Source organism: Amycolatopsis sp. YIM 10 (assembly GCF_009429145.1).
In the GTDB taxonomy this organism is placed as follows: domain Bacteria; phylum Actinomycetota; class Actinomycetes; order Mycobacteriales; family Pseudonocardiaceae; genus Amycolatopsis.
Genome location: NZ_CP045480.1, coordinates 10008283 through 10024005 on the forward strand (window position 1 = coordinate 10008283; position 15723 = coordinate 10024005).

General features: G+C 69.8%; 17 protein-coding genes. 8 read left to right on the forward strand and 9 right to left on the reverse strand.

Annotated features, from left to right (window positions below; translation table 11 throughout):
* Positions 1 to 500 precede the first annotated feature (500 nt).
* Both YIM_RS46625 and YIM_RS46630 read left to right on the forward strand, forming a co-directional pair.
* Positions 501 to 1106, forward strand: coding sequence for an RNA polymerase sigma factor (locus YIM_RS46625; protein ID WP_153036418.1), 606 nt, complete (start codon positions 501 to 503; stop codon positions 1104 to 1106).
* Positions 1103 to 1585, forward strand: coding sequence for a carboxypeptidase regulatory-like domain-containing protein (locus tag YIM_RS46630; protein ID WP_113695490.1), 483 nt, complete (start codon positions 1103 to 1105; stop codon positions 1583 to 1585). The genes YIM_RS46625 and YIM_RS46630 overlap by 4 nt, the downstream gene beginning before the upstream one ends.
* Before the next feature lie 28 nt (positions 1586 to 1613).
* On the opposite strand, the gene YIM_RS46635 is transcribed toward YIM_RS46630, so the two are convergent.
* Positions 1614 to 3110 carry an MFS transporter gene (locus YIM_RS46635; RefSeq protein WP_370469054.1) on the reverse strand — a complete coding sequence of 499 codons (1497 nt, stop codon included), beginning with the start codon at positions 3108 to 3110 and terminating at the stop codon, positions 1614 to 1616.
* 61 nt (positions 3111 to 3171) lie between these two features.
* On the opposite strand from YIM_RS46635, the gene YIM_RS46640 reads away from it, so the two are divergent.
* The 5 genes from YIM_RS46640 to YIM_RS46660 all read left to right on the forward strand — a co-directional run bounded on the left by YIM_RS46640 (position 3172) and on the right by YIM_RS46660 (position 8549).
* A complete protein-coding gene (locus YIM_RS46640; protein ID WP_153036420.1) occupies positions 3172 to 3696 on the forward strand; it encodes a TetR/AcrR family transcriptional regulator in 525 nt (174 codons plus the stop codon).
* Positions 3697 to 3840: 144 nt separating this feature from the next.
* On the forward strand, positions 3841 to 4374 hold the full coding sequence (locus YIM_RS46645) for a MarR family winged helix-turn-helix transcriptional regulator (RefSeq protein WP_153036421.1): 534 nt from the start codon (positions 3841 to 3843) through the stop codon (positions 4372 to 4374).
* On the forward strand, positions 4371 to 6950 hold the full coding sequence (locus YIM_RS46650) for an MFS transporter (RefSeq protein ID WP_153036422.1): 2580 nt from the start codon (positions 4371 to 4373) through the stop codon (positions 6948 to 6950). The genes YIM_RS46645 and YIM_RS46650 overlap by 4 nt, the downstream gene beginning before the upstream one ends.
* Positions 6947 to 7774, forward strand: coding sequence for a YceI family protein (locus tag YIM_RS46655; protein WP_153036423.1), 828 nt, complete (start codon positions 6947 to 6949; stop codon positions 7772 to 7774). Before YIM_RS46650 ends, YIM_RS46655 begins: the two co-directional genes overlap by 4 nt.
* A gap of 43 nt (positions 7775 to 7817) precedes the next feature.
* The gene (locus YIM_RS46660; protein ID WP_153036424.1) at positions 7818 to 8549 is read left to right on the forward strand and encodes a DedA family protein; all 732 of its coding nucleotides are present in this window, start codon (positions 7818 to 7820) and stop codon (positions 8547 to 8549) included.
* Here YIM_RS46660 and YIM_RS46665 read toward each other — a convergent pair.
* Entirely contained in the window at positions 8463 to 8876 is a 414-nt protein-coding gene (locus YIM_RS46665; RefSeq protein WP_153036425.1) for a VOC family protein, read from the reverse strand. The two genes, YIM_RS46660 and YIM_RS46665, sit on opposite strands and share 87 nt — an antisense overlap.
* A 128-nt stretch (positions 8877 to 9004) precedes the next feature.
* Positions 9005 to 9934 (reverse strand): methyltransferase domain-containing protein, encoded by a 930-nt coding sequence (locus YIM_RS46670; RefSeq protein WP_153036426.1) that lies wholly within the window; start codon positions 9932 to 9934, stop codon positions 9005 to 9007.
* Between YIM_RS46670 and YIM_RS46675 the strand changes: the two genes are divergently transcribed.
* The gene (locus YIM_RS46675; RefSeq protein ID WP_153036427.1) at positions 9851 to 10612 is read left to right on the forward strand and encodes a GntR family transcriptional regulator; all 762 of its coding nucleotides are present in this window, start codon (positions 9851 to 9853) and stop codon (positions 10610 to 10612) included. The genes YIM_RS46670 and YIM_RS46675 overlap by 84 nt on opposite strands.
* Here YIM_RS46675 and YIM_RS46680 read toward each other — a convergent pair whose 3' ends face one another.
* Genes YIM_RS46680 through YIM_RS46705 form a run of 6 tightly spaced genes read right to left on the reverse strand, consistent with a single transcriptional unit; the run spans position 10613 to position 15639 of the window.
* Positions 10613 to 11338 carry an SDR family oxidoreductase gene (locus tag YIM_RS46680; RefSeq protein ID WP_153036428.1) on the reverse strand — a complete coding sequence of 242 codons (726 nt, stop codon included), beginning with the start codon at positions 11336 to 11338 and terminating at the stop codon, positions 10613 to 10615. It abuts the gene before it with no gap.
* Positions 11339 to 11348: 10 nt separating this feature from the next.
* Positions 11349 to 11984 (reverse strand): nucleoside/nucleotide kinase family protein, encoded by a 636-nt coding sequence (locus YIM_RS46685; protein ID WP_153036429.1) that lies wholly within the window; start codon positions 11982 to 11984, stop codon positions 11349 to 11351.
* Between the two features lie 10 nt (positions 11985 to 11994).
* Positions 11995 to 12825: a PfkB family carbohydrate kinase gene (locus YIM_RS46690; RefSeq protein WP_153036430.1), complete on the reverse strand. Its 831-nt coding sequence runs from the start codon at positions 12823 to 12825 to the stop codon at positions 11995 to 11997.
* Entirely contained in the window at positions 12822 to 13643 is an 822-nt protein-coding gene (locus YIM_RS46695) for an ATP-binding cassette domain-containing protein (RefSeq protein ID WP_153036431.1), read from the reverse strand. Before YIM_RS46695 ends, YIM_RS46690 begins: the two co-directional genes overlap by 4 nt.
* Complete coding sequence (locus tag YIM_RS46700) at positions 13640 to 14629, reverse strand: ABC transporter permease (protein ID WP_153036432.1); 990 nt, start codon at positions 14627 to 14629, stop codon at positions 13640 to 13642. The genes YIM_RS46695 and YIM_RS46700 overlap by 4 nt, the downstream gene beginning before the upstream one ends.
* Positions 14626 to 15639 (reverse strand): substrate-binding domain-containing protein, encoded by a 1014-nt coding sequence (locus YIM_RS46705; protein WP_228004441.1) that lies wholly within the window; start codon positions 15637 to 15639, stop codon positions 14626 to 14628. Before YIM_RS46705 ends, YIM_RS46700 begins: the two co-directional genes overlap by 4 nt.
* Between the last annotated feature and the right edge of the window lie 84 nt (positions 15640 to 15723).

Sequence of the window (15723 nt, forward strand, 5' to 3'; positions counted from 1 at the left end):
TCCGACAGCCGAGGGGGCCGCCGGACATCCCCGACCTCGGAAACCCGATAGCCCTGAGGAGGAGGTGCAGTGCTCGCACGGAGCGGGGAGTCCCGGAGAACAGGGCCGGTGTGGCCGGAAACGGCTCGAAGGGGGTCATCGGCCCGGCCGGGATCGGGAACGGCGAGCAGTGCGCGGGGGAACAGGGCCACCCGGGAAGGGGGCAGGCGGCCGCGGGGGCGGGGCCGCCTGGGATGGGTGGGGTTCGCCGGCCGGCGCCGGACTTGGTCGAGCAGACCAACGCCGCCAGGCGCCGGCCGGCACCCACTCCGGCCGGCCCGGAGTGGACGAGCACACCGCGAGGTGTGCTCTTTTCCGTGTTCAGGTAATACGCTCCTACTACGCCAAGTAAGTGACAAATGTATCCAGTGCTAGCCCATGTGCTCTCTAGTCCCGATGGTCCCGCGATACTGCGAGCGCCAACTTGAGGAGCAGCGGACACCCGTTGGGGGGTCGATGCAGTGACCGAAGTGCGAACCGCGGAGGCGGATCCGCCGTGGGAGGGCCTCCAGGGCACCGATCTGTACGCGGCCTGCATGCAGGCGGCCAGGGCGGGTGACCGCGTGGCCATGGATCGGCTCGTCGCCGAACTCACCCCGCTGGTCTGGCACGTGGCCAGAGCCAACGGCCTGGACCGGCACACCGCCGAGGACGTCGTCCAGACGGTGTGGCTGGCCCTGTTCAGCCATCTCGACCAGCTGCACGAACCGAGGGCGCTGGCCGGCTGGCTGATCACCACCGCGCGGCGGGAGGCGCAGCGGCCGTACGGCCGCAAGACGCCGCCCGTCCCACTGACCGAGGAGATGGCCGAGCGGGTGGAAAGCACCCAGCCGGCACCGGAGGCCGAGGCCGTGCGCACCGACCGGGACAGCCGGATGTGGCGGGCGTTTCTCAACCTGCCGCAGAACTGCCAGGACCTCCTCCGGCTGACCGTCCTGGCGGGCCGCGCCGAATACCACTCGGTAGCCGAAGCACTGCGGATACCGCGTGGCAGCATCGGACCGACCAGGCGACGCTGCCTGACACGGTTGCGCACATTGTTCGAGGCCGAAGGGGGCAGCCAATGAACGGAATCGAGGAGTTCGGGGGGAGCGCGAATCCCGAGGACGAGGCGCTGCTCGCCGACCTGGACCGGCTGATGGACCAGCTCGATCCGCCACCGGGTGACCTGGTCGAACGCGTCCAGTTCGCCATCGCACTGGAGAGCCTGGACGTGGAGGTGGCCCGCTGGGTGCACGCGAACGCGCTGGAAGGCGTGCGCGGCGGCAGCGACGAGGGCACCATCACCTTCACCGTCAGCGACCTGACCGTGATGATCAACCTGACCAAGATCGGCAAGCACCACCGGATCGACGGCTGGCTGGTGCCGGCCGGCGAGCACGGGGTGGAGGTGCGCGTCGCCGAGCACGGGACCACCTCCACCACCGCCGACGAGGGTGGCCGGTTCGTACTGGACGACGTACCGCGCGGCACCACGCAGATCGTGGTCTACGTCGGCACCGAGACCTCCCGGCGCACCGTGGTCACCCCGACCGTCGTGCTCTGACCGTTTCGACGCGGCCGCGGGGGGTGGCTCAGGCAGCCACCTCCGCGGTTTCGCGACGGCGGCGCAGCAGCACCATCGCCTGCACCCCGGTGTAGGCCAGCAGCAGCGTGCCCAGCACGGCCGTCACGTGCAGCCCGCTCACGAAGGCCTCGCGCGCGGTGTGCAGCAGGTCCCCGCTGACCGTCGCGGCGGCTCCGCCGAGGGTTTCGCGGGCCGCTTCGCCCGCGCTCTCCGGCACGCCCGCCCGGTAGACGGCGGTGGCCACGCTGCCGATCACCGCGGTGCCCAACGCCCCGCCGAGTTCGAAACCGGTCTCCGAGATCGCCGACGCGGCACCCGCCCGCTCCGGCGGCGCGGCCGTGATGATCAGGTCGTTCGTCAGCGTCTCCGACAGCGCCACACCCACGCTGACCAGCACGAACCCGGCCACCAGCGCGGCCAGTCCGGAGTCGACGCCGAGGCCGAGCAGGAACGCGAACCCACCGGCCGCGATCAGCAGTCCGACGCCGATCAGGGTGGACACCGGGATCCGGCGCGCCAGCCGCGCGGCGAGCAGCGCACCGGCCACCCCGGCCACCGTGGTCGGCAGCAGCCACAGCGCGGCGATCATCGGCCGCAGCCCGAGCACCAGCTGCAGGTACTGCGGCACCAGGAAAAGCAGGCCGGTCAGCGAGAACACGCCGAGCAGGTTGGTCACCACCGAGGTGCTGAACGCACGGTTGCGGAACAGGGCGAGGTCGAGCATCGGGTCGGTCAGCACCTGCTGTCGCCGCACGAACAGCACACCGATCCCGGCGCCGGCCAGCACGCTGACCACGGCCTTCAGGTCGAAGCCGTGCTCGGCGAACAGCTTGATGCCGTAGACGATCGGCAGCATCGTGGCCAGCGACAGCACCGCGGACAGCGGGTCGAAGCGGCCGGGCTTCGGGTCGCGCGCCTCCGGCAGCAGCAGCGGACCGGCGATCAGCAGCACCGCCATCACCGGCACGTTGATCAGGAACACCGAGCCCCACCAGAAGTGCTCCAGCAGCCAGCCGCCGAGCACCGGGCCGAGCGCCATGCCACCGGAGAAGCCCGCGCTCCACACCGCGATGGCGACGCGCCGCTGCGTCGCGTCCACGAAGATGCCGCGGATCAGCGACAACGTCGACGGCATCAGCGTCGCCCCGCCGACGCCGAGCAGCGCGCGGGCAGCGATCAGCAGCCACGGGCTGGTCGCGAAGGCCGCGAGCACCGAGGCCACGCCGAACGCGACGGCACCGGCGAGCAGCAGCTTCCGGCGGCCGATCCGGTCGCCGAGCGTGCCCATCAGCACCAGCAGCCCGGCGAGCATGAAGGAGTAGATGTCCACGATCCACAGCTGCTCGGTGCCGGTCGGCGCGAGGTCCTCGCTGAGATAGGGCAGCGCGAACCCCAGCACGGTCATGTCCACGCTGATCAACAACACCGGCAGCACGAGCACGGCCAACGCCGCCCACTCCCGGCGACCCGCCTTGAGCACGATTTCTCCCTGATTACTGAACAGTCCAGACGGTATAGTTACCGCCCGATTCGAAAGTAAACCGTCCAGACTGTACAGTCAACTCGTGCCTCGGCCATCAGCCCGCGAAATCGTGCTCGACGCCTACGTCGACATCCTCATCGAGCACGGCCCCGGCTCGGTCACCCTGGACGCCGTCGCGGCCAAGGCGAAGGTCTCCAAGGGCGGCCTGCTCTACCACTTCGGCTCGAAGGAAGCCCTGCTCACGGGCCTGCTGGACCGCGTGTGGCGACTCAGCTTCGCCGACGTCGAGCACGCCAGGACGGCGCCCGGCGGCCCGGTCCGCTACTTCCTCACCTCGTCGGTGACCGACGCCTCGATGGACAAGCCCGCGCACCGGGCCTCGATGGCCGCCCTGCGCCAGGTCGGCGCGGACGACCGGGTCGTGCAGACGATCCGGAACTGCTCGCAGCTCTGGCGCAACCTGCTGAAAGAGAACATCGACGACCCGCTGACCGCGGAGATGGTCGGCGCCATCGGGGACGGCCTCTACCTGCGGGCCACCATGGGCGAGGAGACCGAGACGCTGGCGAACCAGCTCGACGAGGTTCTCCGGCGCCTCGGCCTCTGATCCGCCACCCGATCAAGGTGGCCTCAGCCACAACCAGGTAAATCAGGTTGCGCGCACCCGCGTTCCGGGCACATCCTTGCCAGAGGCAACTAGTTGCAGAGATCAAACAAGTCAAAGCAGACATTCCCCACGAAAGACCCGGTCATGGCACCTCTTCACGGCGATCCACCCTCGGCCAGCGAGGCCGAGCTCGACGTCGCCGACCAGCTCGGCTTCCAGCTCGTCCGCTTCATGCGGCTGGTCAACCGCGCCAAGGCGCAGGTCGCCAAGCAGGGACCGGACGGCATCGAACGGGCCGCCTACGCGATCCTGTTCACCCTGATCCACGAGGGCCCGCAGCGCACCAGCAAGCTCGCCGAATCGCTCCACTCGGAGATCTCCACGATCAGCAGGCAGAGCAGTTCCCTGGTGCAGCACGGCTTGGTGGAACGCACCGCCGATCCCGAGGACGGACGCGCCTGCCTGCTCGCGCCGACCGCCGAGGGCCAGCGGGTCTTCGAGGAGAACCGCAAGTCACGCAACCAGTGGATCGCCGCGCTGCTCGCGGACTGGCCGGAGGAGGACCGGCACACGCTGATGCGCCTGCTCGACCGGCTCAACGTCGGCATCGAGCACCAGCAACAGCAGCTGCAGCAGCAGGCCGAAGACAACGCACAGCCCAAGGGGGGCACCAGATGACCCGCGCCGCGAACCCGGTGCAACCACCACAACACGCCGCGAAGGAACCGGAACGGCTGTCGCACAAGCAGATCGTCACCATCCTGATCGGCCTGATGTCCGGCATGTTCCTGGCCGCGCTGGACCAGACCATCGTCGGCACCTCGATCGTGCGGATCGCCAACGACCTGCACGGCTTCGACCTCCAGGCGTGGATCACCACCGCCTACCTGATCACCTCGACGATCGTCACGCCGATCTACGGCAAGCTGTCCGACATCTACGGGCGGCGGCCGTTCTACCTGGCCGCGATCTCGATCTTCGTGATCGGCTCGATCGCCGCCACCTTCGCCGACTCGATGTACCAGCTCGCCGCGTTCCGGGCCGTCCAGGGCCTCGGCGCCGGCGGCCTGATGTCGCTGGCGATGACCATCATCGGCGACATCGTGCCGCCCCGGGAACGCGCCCGCTACCAGGGCTTCTTCCTCGCCGTGTTCGGTGTGTCCACGGTGCTCGGCCCGGTGCTCGGCGGTTTCTTCGCCGACATCGACTCGATCGCGGGCATCACCGGCTGGCGCTGGGTGTTCCTGATCAACGTGCCGATCGGCCTGGCCGCCTTCGCCGTGGTGGCCAAGGTGCTCAACGTGCCGCACGAACGCCACGACCACCGCATCGACTGGTGGGGCGGGCTGGCGCTGGTGGTGGCCGTGGTGCCGCTGCTGATCATCGCCGAGCAGGGCAACAAGTGGGGCTGGGGTTCCACCGAGGCGATCGCCTGCTACGTCATCGGCGGCGTCGGCATCCTGCTGTTCCTGTTCGTGGAACGGCTGATGAAGGACGAGGCGCTGATCCCGCTGCGGTTGTTCCGCAACGGCACCTTCTCGGTGGCCATCGCCGGCAGCTTCATCGTCGGCATCGGCATGTTCGGCGCGATCATGATGATCCCGCAGTACATGCAGGTGGTGCAGGGTTACTCGCCGACCGAGTCCGGGCTGCTGATGCTGCCGCTGATGGTCGGCATCATGTCCGCGTCGGTGATCTCGGGGCAGATCACCAGCCGCACCGGCCGGTACAAGATCTTCCCGGTGATCGGCACGCTGATCATCACCGCCGGCTCGGTGTTCTTCGCGCAGGTCGAGTACGACAGCGCGCTGTGGCACCCGCTGGTCGCCGCCGGGATCATCGGCCTCGGCCTCGGTTGCTGCATGCAGACACTGGTGATCGCGGTGCAGAACGCCGGGCCGCGCAGCGACATGGGCGTGTCCACCGCGACCGCCACCTTCTTCCGCCAGATCGGTGGTACCGCGGGTGTCGCGGTGTTCCTGACCATCCTGTTCAACACCCTGGCCGACAACATCGCCAAGGCCTTCGGCGGCGCGCTGCCGCCGGAAGCCGGGGCGCAGCTGGGCAACTTCCAGGCCGACACCTCCGGTATCGCGAACCTGCCCGACGCGCTGAAGATCCCGGTGCTGACCGGGTTCACCGAGTCGATCACCACGGTGTTCTGGTGCGCGGCGGCGGTGACCCTGGTGGCCTTCGTCGTGCTGCTGTTCATGCGGGAGATCCCGCTGGCCGGTGGCGCACCGTCGGCCGCGGCTTCGGTGCTCGAAGGCGGCGAGGCGCTGATGGAGGAGGAGCCGGAGAAGAAGGCGACCGCCAAGACCGACACCTGGGACGAGGTCGACCAGGCGCTGCGCGAGCCCGAACTGGTGGGCGCGCACGCCCGGCCGGAGGAGAACGGGCACGCCAGAATGCAGGGCATGACCCAGCCGATCACCAACGCCGCCGTCAGCGGGCGGCTCGACGCCGGGCAGCCGATCACCGGGTACGTCCGGCGGCAGGACGGCAGCCCGGTGGTCCGGGCCGCGCTGACGCTGATCGACCAGAGCGGGCGCCAGGTCTCGCGGGCCACCGGCGGTGGCGACGGCGAGTACTCCATCGGCACCCCGGGACCGGGCACCTACGTGCTGATCGTCTCGGCCGCCGGGCACGAGCCGCAGGCGTCGAGCGTGATCGTCGGTGACGGCCCGGCCAAGCTGGACCTCACGCTCGCCGGTTCGGGCGAGGTCAGCGGTGTGGTGACCGCGGCGGGCTCCGGTGAACCGCTGCGCGGGGTCACCGTGACGCTGACCGACGAGCGCGGTGAGGTCGCCGGGGCTTCGGCCACCGACGACGAGGGCCGGTACGCCTTCCACGGCATCGGCGCGGGCAACTACACGCTGGTCGCCAGCGGGGAGCACCTGCGCCCGCTCGCGGTCACGCTGGCCGTGCCGGACTGCGGGGTGCTGCGGCACGACGTGAAGCTCAGCGGTGCGGTGGTGCTGTCCGGTACCGCGCTGAACGAGGCGAACCTGCCGGTGCCGGACGCGCGGATCACCGTGCTCGACGACGAGGGCCGCGTCGCGGCCGTGTCGCGGACCAACGACTCGGGCAACTACGTGATCAGCGATCTTCCCGAAGGCGCCTATACGGTCGTGGCCAGCGGGTACCCTCCGGCCACCAGCCGGGTCGAGCTGGCGGGTGGCGGTGATTCCACCCACGACGTCCGGCTCGGCTACGACCAGGTGATCGACGAGCTGACGAACGGACGGGCATGAGCACAGCGGGACTGCGGGCGCAGGTCAGCGGCGCCGAGGGCTGGGCCGTGGCGCACGCCGTGCTGACCGTGACCGACCTGACCGGCAAGCAGGTGGCCAGGGTGGAGGCGGACGAACTCGGGGTCGTCGCCACCCAGCCGCTGCCCGCCGGGGTGTACACCGCGGTGCTCACGGCGGCCGGGTTCGCCCCGGTCGCCCGCACCGCGCGGGTCGGCGCCGACGGCTCCGGCACGCTCGGTGAGATCGTGCTCGAGTCCGACGCGGAGACGGTCGAGCTGCCGCCCGCCGGTCCGTGGGTGATCGACCCGGCGCACTCCACGGTCGTGGCCACCGCCCGCCACCTCGGCATCGCCAGCATCAAGGCGCGGTTCGCCGAGCTGGGCGGGCGGATCACCGTGGCCAGGCCGGCCGAGCGGTCGTCGGTGCAGGCCGAGATCAAGGCGGCCGCCATCGACACCGGCATCGCGATGCGCGACGACCACCTGCGCTCGAGTGACTTCCTCGACGTGGAGCGGTACCCGGTGATCGAGTTCGCCAGCACCGGGCTGCGCCAGCACGGGCCGGTGAACTGGACCCTGCACGGGGTGCTCACGCTGCACGGGCAGCAGCGGGAGGTCGAGCTGGACCTGCGTTACGGCGGCTGCGAGGCCGATCCGTGGGGCGGGGTGCGGGCGGCCTTCCACGCCGAGACGCAGCTGCGGCGCGACGACTTCGCGATCAACTACAACGCGATGGTGCGCGCCGGCGTGGCGGCGATCGGCACGGTGGTCAAGGTGGAGCTGGACATCCAGGCGGTACAGGGCGAGTCGCTCCCCCGGATGTGACCGAATTCAGGCCGGTCTTGGTTTCCCGACGTAGGCTGCCGGTGTGACGGAGGTACTGGCCGCGGGCACCGGCGTGAGCTGGCTGGACACAGCCGGGCCCACGCTGGTGTGGATCGTCGTGCTGAGCTTCGTCTTCGTCGAGTGCGCGCTGATCGTCGGCCTGTTCCTGCCGGGTGACTCGCTGCTGTTCGGCGCGGGTGTGGTGCTGGCGCAGCACCACGCCGAGCTGAGCGCGTGGCTGCTGTCGCTGGCCGCGTTGATCGTGGCGGTGGTCGGAAACCAGGTCGGGTACTACATCGGGAAGCACACCGGGACCAGGCTGGTCGCCCGGCGTGGCGGCAAGGTGCTGAACCGGCAGAATCTGGAGCGGGCGCGCGCTTTCCTGGACCGGCGGGGTTTCTTCGCCATCGTCGCGGCGCGGTGGATCCCGTGGGTGCGCACGCTGGCGCCGCTGATCGCCGGTGCCGCGCGCATGGACCCGAAGCGCTTCGCACTGGCCACGGCGGCCGGTGGGCTGCTGTGGGTGCCGACGCTGGTGCTGCTCGGGTACTACGGGGCCGGGTTGCTGGACGTGCTGCCGTGGCTCAAGACCGCGGTGGTGTGGCTGAGCGTGGCGTTCTTCGTGCTGGGTACGGGCTGGGGTGTGTGGCGGTACCGGCAGGAGATGAAGAAGCCGGTGGACGACGGGTTAGCTGTCGGTGTCGGCCCAGACCTCGAGCTGGATGCCATCCGGATCACGGAAGACGACGACCTCGGACCCGGGAAGCGTGCGTGACTCCTTCGCCGAGCTGAAGGTCACCCCGTGCTCGGCGAGGCGTTTTTCCCAGTCCTTGAGTTCGTCGCGGGTGCCCACGCAGAAGGCGACGTGGTCGAGCCCGGTGCGCCGCTCGTCGAACCAGGGCCGCTCGGTGTCCGGATGCTGCACGAGTACCACGGAAAACCCCTGGTCGGCGGACTTGAGCACGACCTTCCGGAGCCCGCTCTCCGGGTCCTCGCGCCGGGTGGCCTCCTCGAGCTCGAGGATCCGCACGTACCACGGCACACTCCGGTCCACGTCGGTGACCGTGAGGGCCAGGTGGTGCACGGACTTCAATCTCGGCATGGCTACGTGGCCGTCCTTCCCTTTTCGTGGACCGGCTCCGACCTTCACCCACCCTCCGTGAATTCCCCGTTGCCGCCCACTTACCCGACCTTGTCGACCACAAAACGTGACCTCTCCGTGGCCGGGGATCACCGCAGCTCAGGCCGCAGGCGCACGTGCTGGCGCCCGCGTGCCACCACCCATTCCCAGTCCTGGGGTGCGACCGAAGCCCACGAACTGGTGAACGGGTCGCGCAGCCACGCGCCTTCGGCGGCCATTTCGTACTCGCACGACGGCACGGTCGCCGCGAGCGCCCAGCGCGACCCCGGCTTCAGCAACATCCCCGGTTCGGTCCGGGCCACCGACCGGGTGGTCTTGCGCTCGTCCCAGCGAAGTCGCCAGTTCGCCTCGGACAGTCCGGTGTGCGCGAGCACGGGACGCCCGGTGGCCGTGCCGTCGTCGTGCACGGTGAACCGGACCAGGAAGTCCTGCACCGGCACGAGGATGAGCGCGCCGACGTCGGCCTGCTCGACCCAGGCGTACGGAAGGCGCCGGAGCGGGATGTTGTGGTGCGCGAAGACCCGGTCGAACGGCGCGTACTTCGACGCCCCGGCGGCGGCCTCGCGATGGAGCACGGACACTTGCCCGCAGTGCCGTACCAGCCGTTTTCGCGCCAGCACCACGCGGTCGACGTCACTGTCCACAGTGGTCACCAGCCCACCGTGCCCGACGGTCTCCGCCAGCACCGCGGTCGTCACCCCGGTGCCGACGCCGATCTCCAGGACGGAATGGTCGCGCCGCAGTTCGAGCGGCTGCAACGAATGCACGGTCCTCGCCGGAATCGTCGGCGACCCGATCTCACCCGCGACCACCAACTCGCCGAGAAACGCCTTGAGTCGCTGCCAGCTGGTACTGATGTCAAGACCAGTTGGCGCCGCCGATAGAGTGATACTGGTAGTGACGTCTTGATGGGCTGACCAGTTAGAGGTGTCTCGATGATCGACCGGGCGAGCGGCCTCCCCGCTTATCGCCAGGTGGCGGATGAGCTGCGGAAGAAGATCAACGCGGGCGAATATCACCCTGGTGACAAGCTGCCCTCCGAACGCGTGCTGGTCGACACCTACCAGGTCTCCCGTATCACCATTCGCGAAGCCGTCGGCCTGCTGCGCGCGGAAGGACTCGTCAGCGCCGAGCACGGCAAGGGTGTGTTCATCCGGCCGCCGCACAAGGTCGAAAGGCTGAGCCGGAGCCGCCTCAGCCGGGCGGCGCGGTCAGCGAACAAGGCCGCCTTCTTCGGGGATGCCGCAGCCCATCAGTTCACGCCCGCGGTCGAGGTCGAGATCCGAACCGAAGAGGCCAGTGCCGAGATCGCGGCGATCTTCGACATCGGCGAAGGGGACGAAGTCCTCGTTCGCGAGCAGGTGATGAGTGCGGACGGGCAGCCGATCCAGCTCGCCACCTCGCGGCTTCCGCGGTCCATCACCGCCGGCACCGCCATCGAGCAGACCGACACCGGGCCCGGCGGCAGCTACGCCCGCCTGGAGGAGGCCGGGCACGTGCTCGGCCACTTCAGCGAGACCGTCGGCGCTCGCATGCCGACGCCCGAGGAGACGTCGTTGCTCCAGCTCAGCGCGGGCACGCCGATCATCGTGGTGCGTCGAGTCGCGTTCGACCGGGAGGGCGTCGCCGTTGAGGTCAACGACATGCGGCTGTCCGGCGACCGCTACGAACTCGCCTACGAATTCCCCGCCGACTGATCAGCGGCCGCCCGAGATGGGGAGTACGGCACCCGAGGCGTAGGAGGCGGCTGGCGAGAGCAGCCAAAGGACCGCGGCCGCGATCTCCGCCGGGTCGCCCGCGCGGCCCATCGGCTGGGCCGGGCCAAGGCGGTCCAGGCGGTCCGGGACGCCCGCCGTCGCGTGAAATCCCGTGTTGACCAGGCCGGGAGCAACCGCGTTCACCCGGATTCCCGAGGCCGCCACCTCCTGGGCCAGGCCAAAGGTCAACGTCTCGACCGCCGCCTTGCTCGCGGCGTAGTGGACCCATTCGCCCGCCGAGCCCAGCCGCGCGGCCGTCGACGTCACGTTCACGATCGCCCCGCCGTCGGTCATTCGGCGCACGGCTTCCCGGCAGCACAGGAAGACCCCGACCACGTTCACGTCCATCACCCGCCGGACCGTCGAGACGTCCTGGTCCGCCAAGCGCGCCGACCGGCCGACGATGCCCGCGTTGTTCACCAGGCCGTACAGCGGTCCCAGTGACACAGCGGCGTCGAACAGCGAAACCACGTCGGATTCCGACGACACGTCACCCCGCACGGCCAGCGCTCGCCGCCCGTGAGACTCCACGCGCGCGGCAACGTCGGCGGCGGCCGAGGCGTCCCCGGCGTAGTTGACCACTACGTCGTAGCCGCTCGCCGCCGCCTGTTCGCAGACTTCCGCGCCGATGCCGCGACTTCCCCCGGTGACGATCACAACGCTCATGACCGTCACCCTAGAGCGAGAAGTTCGCCAGCGACATGTCCTCGATGATCAGGTCCGCGCGTGAAGCGGTGGTCGCGATCAGGTCGGCGTTGCGCTGGTCCGAACCCCGCGCCCGCTGCTGCGCCTCCACCAGCGACCGCCCGTAGTGACGGTGCCGCGAAACGAGGCGCTCGATGCGGTCGTCCTCACCAGGCCGGAGGAACCACGATTCCGCCAGCAGCGGCGGGATCCGCGACCACGGCGAAGAATCCAGCAGCAGGTAGTTGCCTTCGGTGATGACCAGCGGCACCTCCGGCGGCACCGCCACCGCACCCGCGATCGGCTCCTCGATCTCACGCCGGAATTCGGGCGCGTACACCGTTTCCTCACCCGCCGCGAGCCGCGAGAGCAGGCTGACGTAACCACCGGCGTCGAAGGTGTCCGGCGCGCCCTTGCGCTCGGTCCGCCCCAGCCGCCGCAGTTCCACCTGCGCCAGGTGGAAACCGTCCATGCCGACCACCGCGGCCCGGTTGCCCAGCGCGTTCGCCAGCCCCCACGCCAGCGTGGTTTTCCCCGACGCCGGCGCGCCGACGATGCCGAGCACGGCCCGTTCGCCGGACTTGATCAATCCCTGCGCGCGCTCCAGCAGCTCCTCGAACGAGGTCATCGCACTCCCTCTACCTTCTCATTTCACGGACCGCGGGCACCCACGCCCGCGGCCCCGCATGCCACACCCGTTCGGCCGCCACCTCGTTGGCGAAGCGGATCCGCTCCACCAGTGGAAGGCTTGCGCCGCAAGCGAATGCGCCATGCCAGACGTCGCCGGCGCCCAACGTGTCGGCGGCTTCGACCTCGGGCACCGGCACCGAACCCGAATCGTCCACAGTGGAGTAACGCACCGGGCCGGCGCCCGCGGTGGTGATCACCACGGGCACGTCCAGAACTCCATCGGGCGCGCGGAAGTGCGCCGAGCAGGCCGCGACATCCACCAGTGGCAACAGATCCGTCAGCACCGGCTTCCAGCTTCCGGCGTCGAGAACCACCGGGACCCCGAGTTCCCGAGCCCGCCGCGCGACCGCCAGAGCCAGCTCCGGGTGGTGCCCGTCCAGCAGCACGCAGTCGCCGTGAACCTCGTCCAGCAAAGGAGAAACCGGGAAGTCCGGGACGTCGGCGGCGTTGTGCGAGACGACCGTGCGCTCGCCATCCGCGTCCCGCACCGACACCGCGCTCACCGGCGGCGGCGAAACCCGCGACGGCAACGCGTCGACCACCCGCACGCCGTACGCCTCGAGATCGGCCCGCGCCAGGTCGGCGAGCGGGTGGGCGCCGAGCACGGTCAGCAGGACCGCCTCGCCGCCCAGCGCCGCCACCGTCACCGCCGCGTTCGCCGCCGGACCGCCCGCGGCCACCTCGACCGCGAGCGACTGCACCTTCTCGCCGGGCGCGGGCAGTTCCGCCACCCGCTGCACCAGATCCACAGTGGACAGTCCGGCCAGTACCACTCTCATCCGGACAGACCAGCCCGCACGGCCGCCGGAACCTCTTCCACCTCACCGTTCTCGCCGATCCGCAGCGCCCCGGTGATCAACCCGACCACCTGGTTCATCGTGTGCGTCTTCGGCGAGACCACGGCCACCCGCCTGCCGAGCCGGTGCACGTGGATCCGGTCGGCGATCTCGAACACGTGCGGCATGTTGTGGCTGATCAGCACCACCGGCAGGCCGCGCTCGCGGATGCGGTCGATCAGCGCGAGCACCTTGCCCGACTCGGCGACACCGAGCGCCGCGGTCGGCTCGTCCATGATCACCGCCTTGGTGCCGAACGCCGCCGCGCGCGCCACCGCCACGCCCTGGCGCTGACCACCGGAGAGCGTCTCCACCGGCTGCGTGATCGACTTGATCTGGATGCCCAGCTCGTCGAGGATGCGCTGCGCCTCGGTGCGCATGGTCGCCGTGTCCAGCTTGCGGATCAGGCCGAACGGCCCGGAGCGGCGTTTTTCCCGCCCCAGGAACATGTTCGACGCGATGTCGAGCGCGGGCGCGACGGCGAGGTCCTGGTACACCGTCTCGATGCCGAACTTGCGCGCGTCGATCGGCGTGCGGAAGTGCACCGCCTCGCCGTCGACCTGGATCTCGCCCTCGTCCGGCACCAGCGCGCCGGACAACGCCTTGATCAGGCTGGACTTCCCGGCGCCGTTGTCCCCGACCACGGCGAGCACCTCGCCGGGGTACAGGTCGAAGTCGGCGCCGTCGATCGCGGTCACCCGGCCGTAGCGCTTGACCAGGCCACGAGCGGAAAGGGTCGGCTGCTCGGTCGAAGAGTTCACCGTTGCCTCCTGGCGAGTCGGTCCACCGCGACGGCCGCGATCACCAGCGCGCCGGTCGCCACGTCCTGGTAGAGCGCGTCCACGCCCAGCTGGGTCAGCCCGGACCGCAGCACGGCCACGATCAGCGCGCCCATCATCGTGCCGAGCACCGAACCGCGGCCGCCGAACAGGCTGGTCCCGCCCAGCACCACCGCGGTGATCGAGTCGAGATTGCCCAGCTGGTAGGCGTTCGGGTCGGCGTTGGGCACCCGGCCCAGCGCCTGCCACGCCGCGATGCCGAAGATCACGCCGGCCACGAGGTACACCGAGAGCACCGTGCGGTTGACCTTGATCCCGGACAGCCGCGCGGATTCCGGCGCGTTGCCGACCGCGTACACGTGCTTGCCCCACGCGGTCCTGGTCAGCGCGTACCACATGACCAGGTACATGATCAGCGCCAGCGTCATGCCGTAGGTGATCTCGATGCCGCCGAACAGGTAGCGGCGGGTGCCGAGCCAGTTGAGCAGGCCGTCGGCCACCGGGACCGCCTCGCCACCGGCGAACAGCCTGCCCGCCGCGGTGAGCATGGTCAGCGCGCCGAGCGTGACGATGAACGGCGGCAGCTTCACCTTGGTCACCAGTGAGCCGACCACCCCGCTGACCAGCACGGTCGCCACGATTCCCAGCAGCAGCGCGAAGATCCCGCTCACGCCGCCGGCGAGCAGTTTCGCCATGATCAGCGTGGCCAGCACCATCGAGGCCGCGTTCGCCAGGTCGATGCCGGCGGTCAGGATGATCAGCGTCTGGCCGAGCGCCAGCGTGCCGATCACCAGCGACTGCTGCACCACCAGTGAGATGTTGTCCAGGTTGAGAAAGGTGTCGGTGGAGAAGGAGAACACCAGTACCGCGACCACCAGCGCCAGCGCCGGGCCGACAGCCGGAGCACGCAGGAAGAACTCACCGATGGTCGGCCGGTCCGATTCGACCGTTGCCGTCGCGCTCGTCATTTCTCACCCCAGCAGTTCTGCAGACCCCAGTCGGTGTTCTGGCTTTCCACGCCCGGCATCGGCTTGTCGGTGATCACCACGGACCCGGTGTTGTTGAAGCCCGCCGGTTTTTTGCCGCTCTTGGCGTATTCGACGGCGGCCAGCACGCCCTGCTCGGCCATCTTCTTCGGGAACTGCATGACGGTGGCCGCGTACTGCCCGTCGCGCACGTTCTGCACGCCTTCGCAGCCGCCGTCGATCGAGCCCATCACGATCTGGCCGGTCAGCCCGCGTGCCTTCAGCGCCGCGTAGGTACCGCGGCCCATCGGCTCGTTCATCGTGTACACGGCGTTGATGTCGGTGGTGCGCTGCAACAGGTTCTCCACGCCCTGCTGCGCGGTGCTCTGGTCACCGTTGGCCGGGGTCGAGCCCTTGATCTCCGGTGCGCCGTCGGCCAGGCCGATGCCGGAGAGGAACCCGGTGTGCCGCTGGGTGTCCACCGTGCTGCCCGCGGTGCCGTCCACCATGAACAGCTTCGGCTGGGTGCCGCCGAGCGCCGCCTTGACGTAGGCGCCCTGCTGCTGGCCGGCCACGAAGTTGTCGGTGGCGAAGGTGGCGTCGACCGCCTCCGCCGGTTCGGTCGCGGTGTCCAGCGCGATCACCAGCACGCCCGCCTTGCGCGCCCGGTCGATCGCGTCGAGCACCCCGGTGGACGAGCTCGGCGTGATCAGGATGGTGGTCGCGCCCTGCTGCATCAGGTTCTCGATGGCCCGGACCTGGCCGTCGTTGTCACCGTCGAACTGACCGGCCAGTGCGCTGAAGTCGGCGCCGTTGGCCTGCGCGGCCGCGCTGGCCGCGGCCCGTAGTTCGACGAAGTAGGGATTGGTGTCGGTTTTGGTGACCAGGCCGACCTTGGCCTTGCCGCCTCCGCCACCGGAGTTGGTGTTGCCACCCCAGTGCCGTTCGACGGTGCACCCGCCCGCCGACACCAGCACCGCGGCGACCAGCCCCGCGGTCAGAATTTTTCGCACGACATCCTCCGCGTTGAGGATCGGAACAAGATGACCCGGGACGGTAGATCGAGCTATGCTGCCGCGCAAGCGTTTGCGCAAACG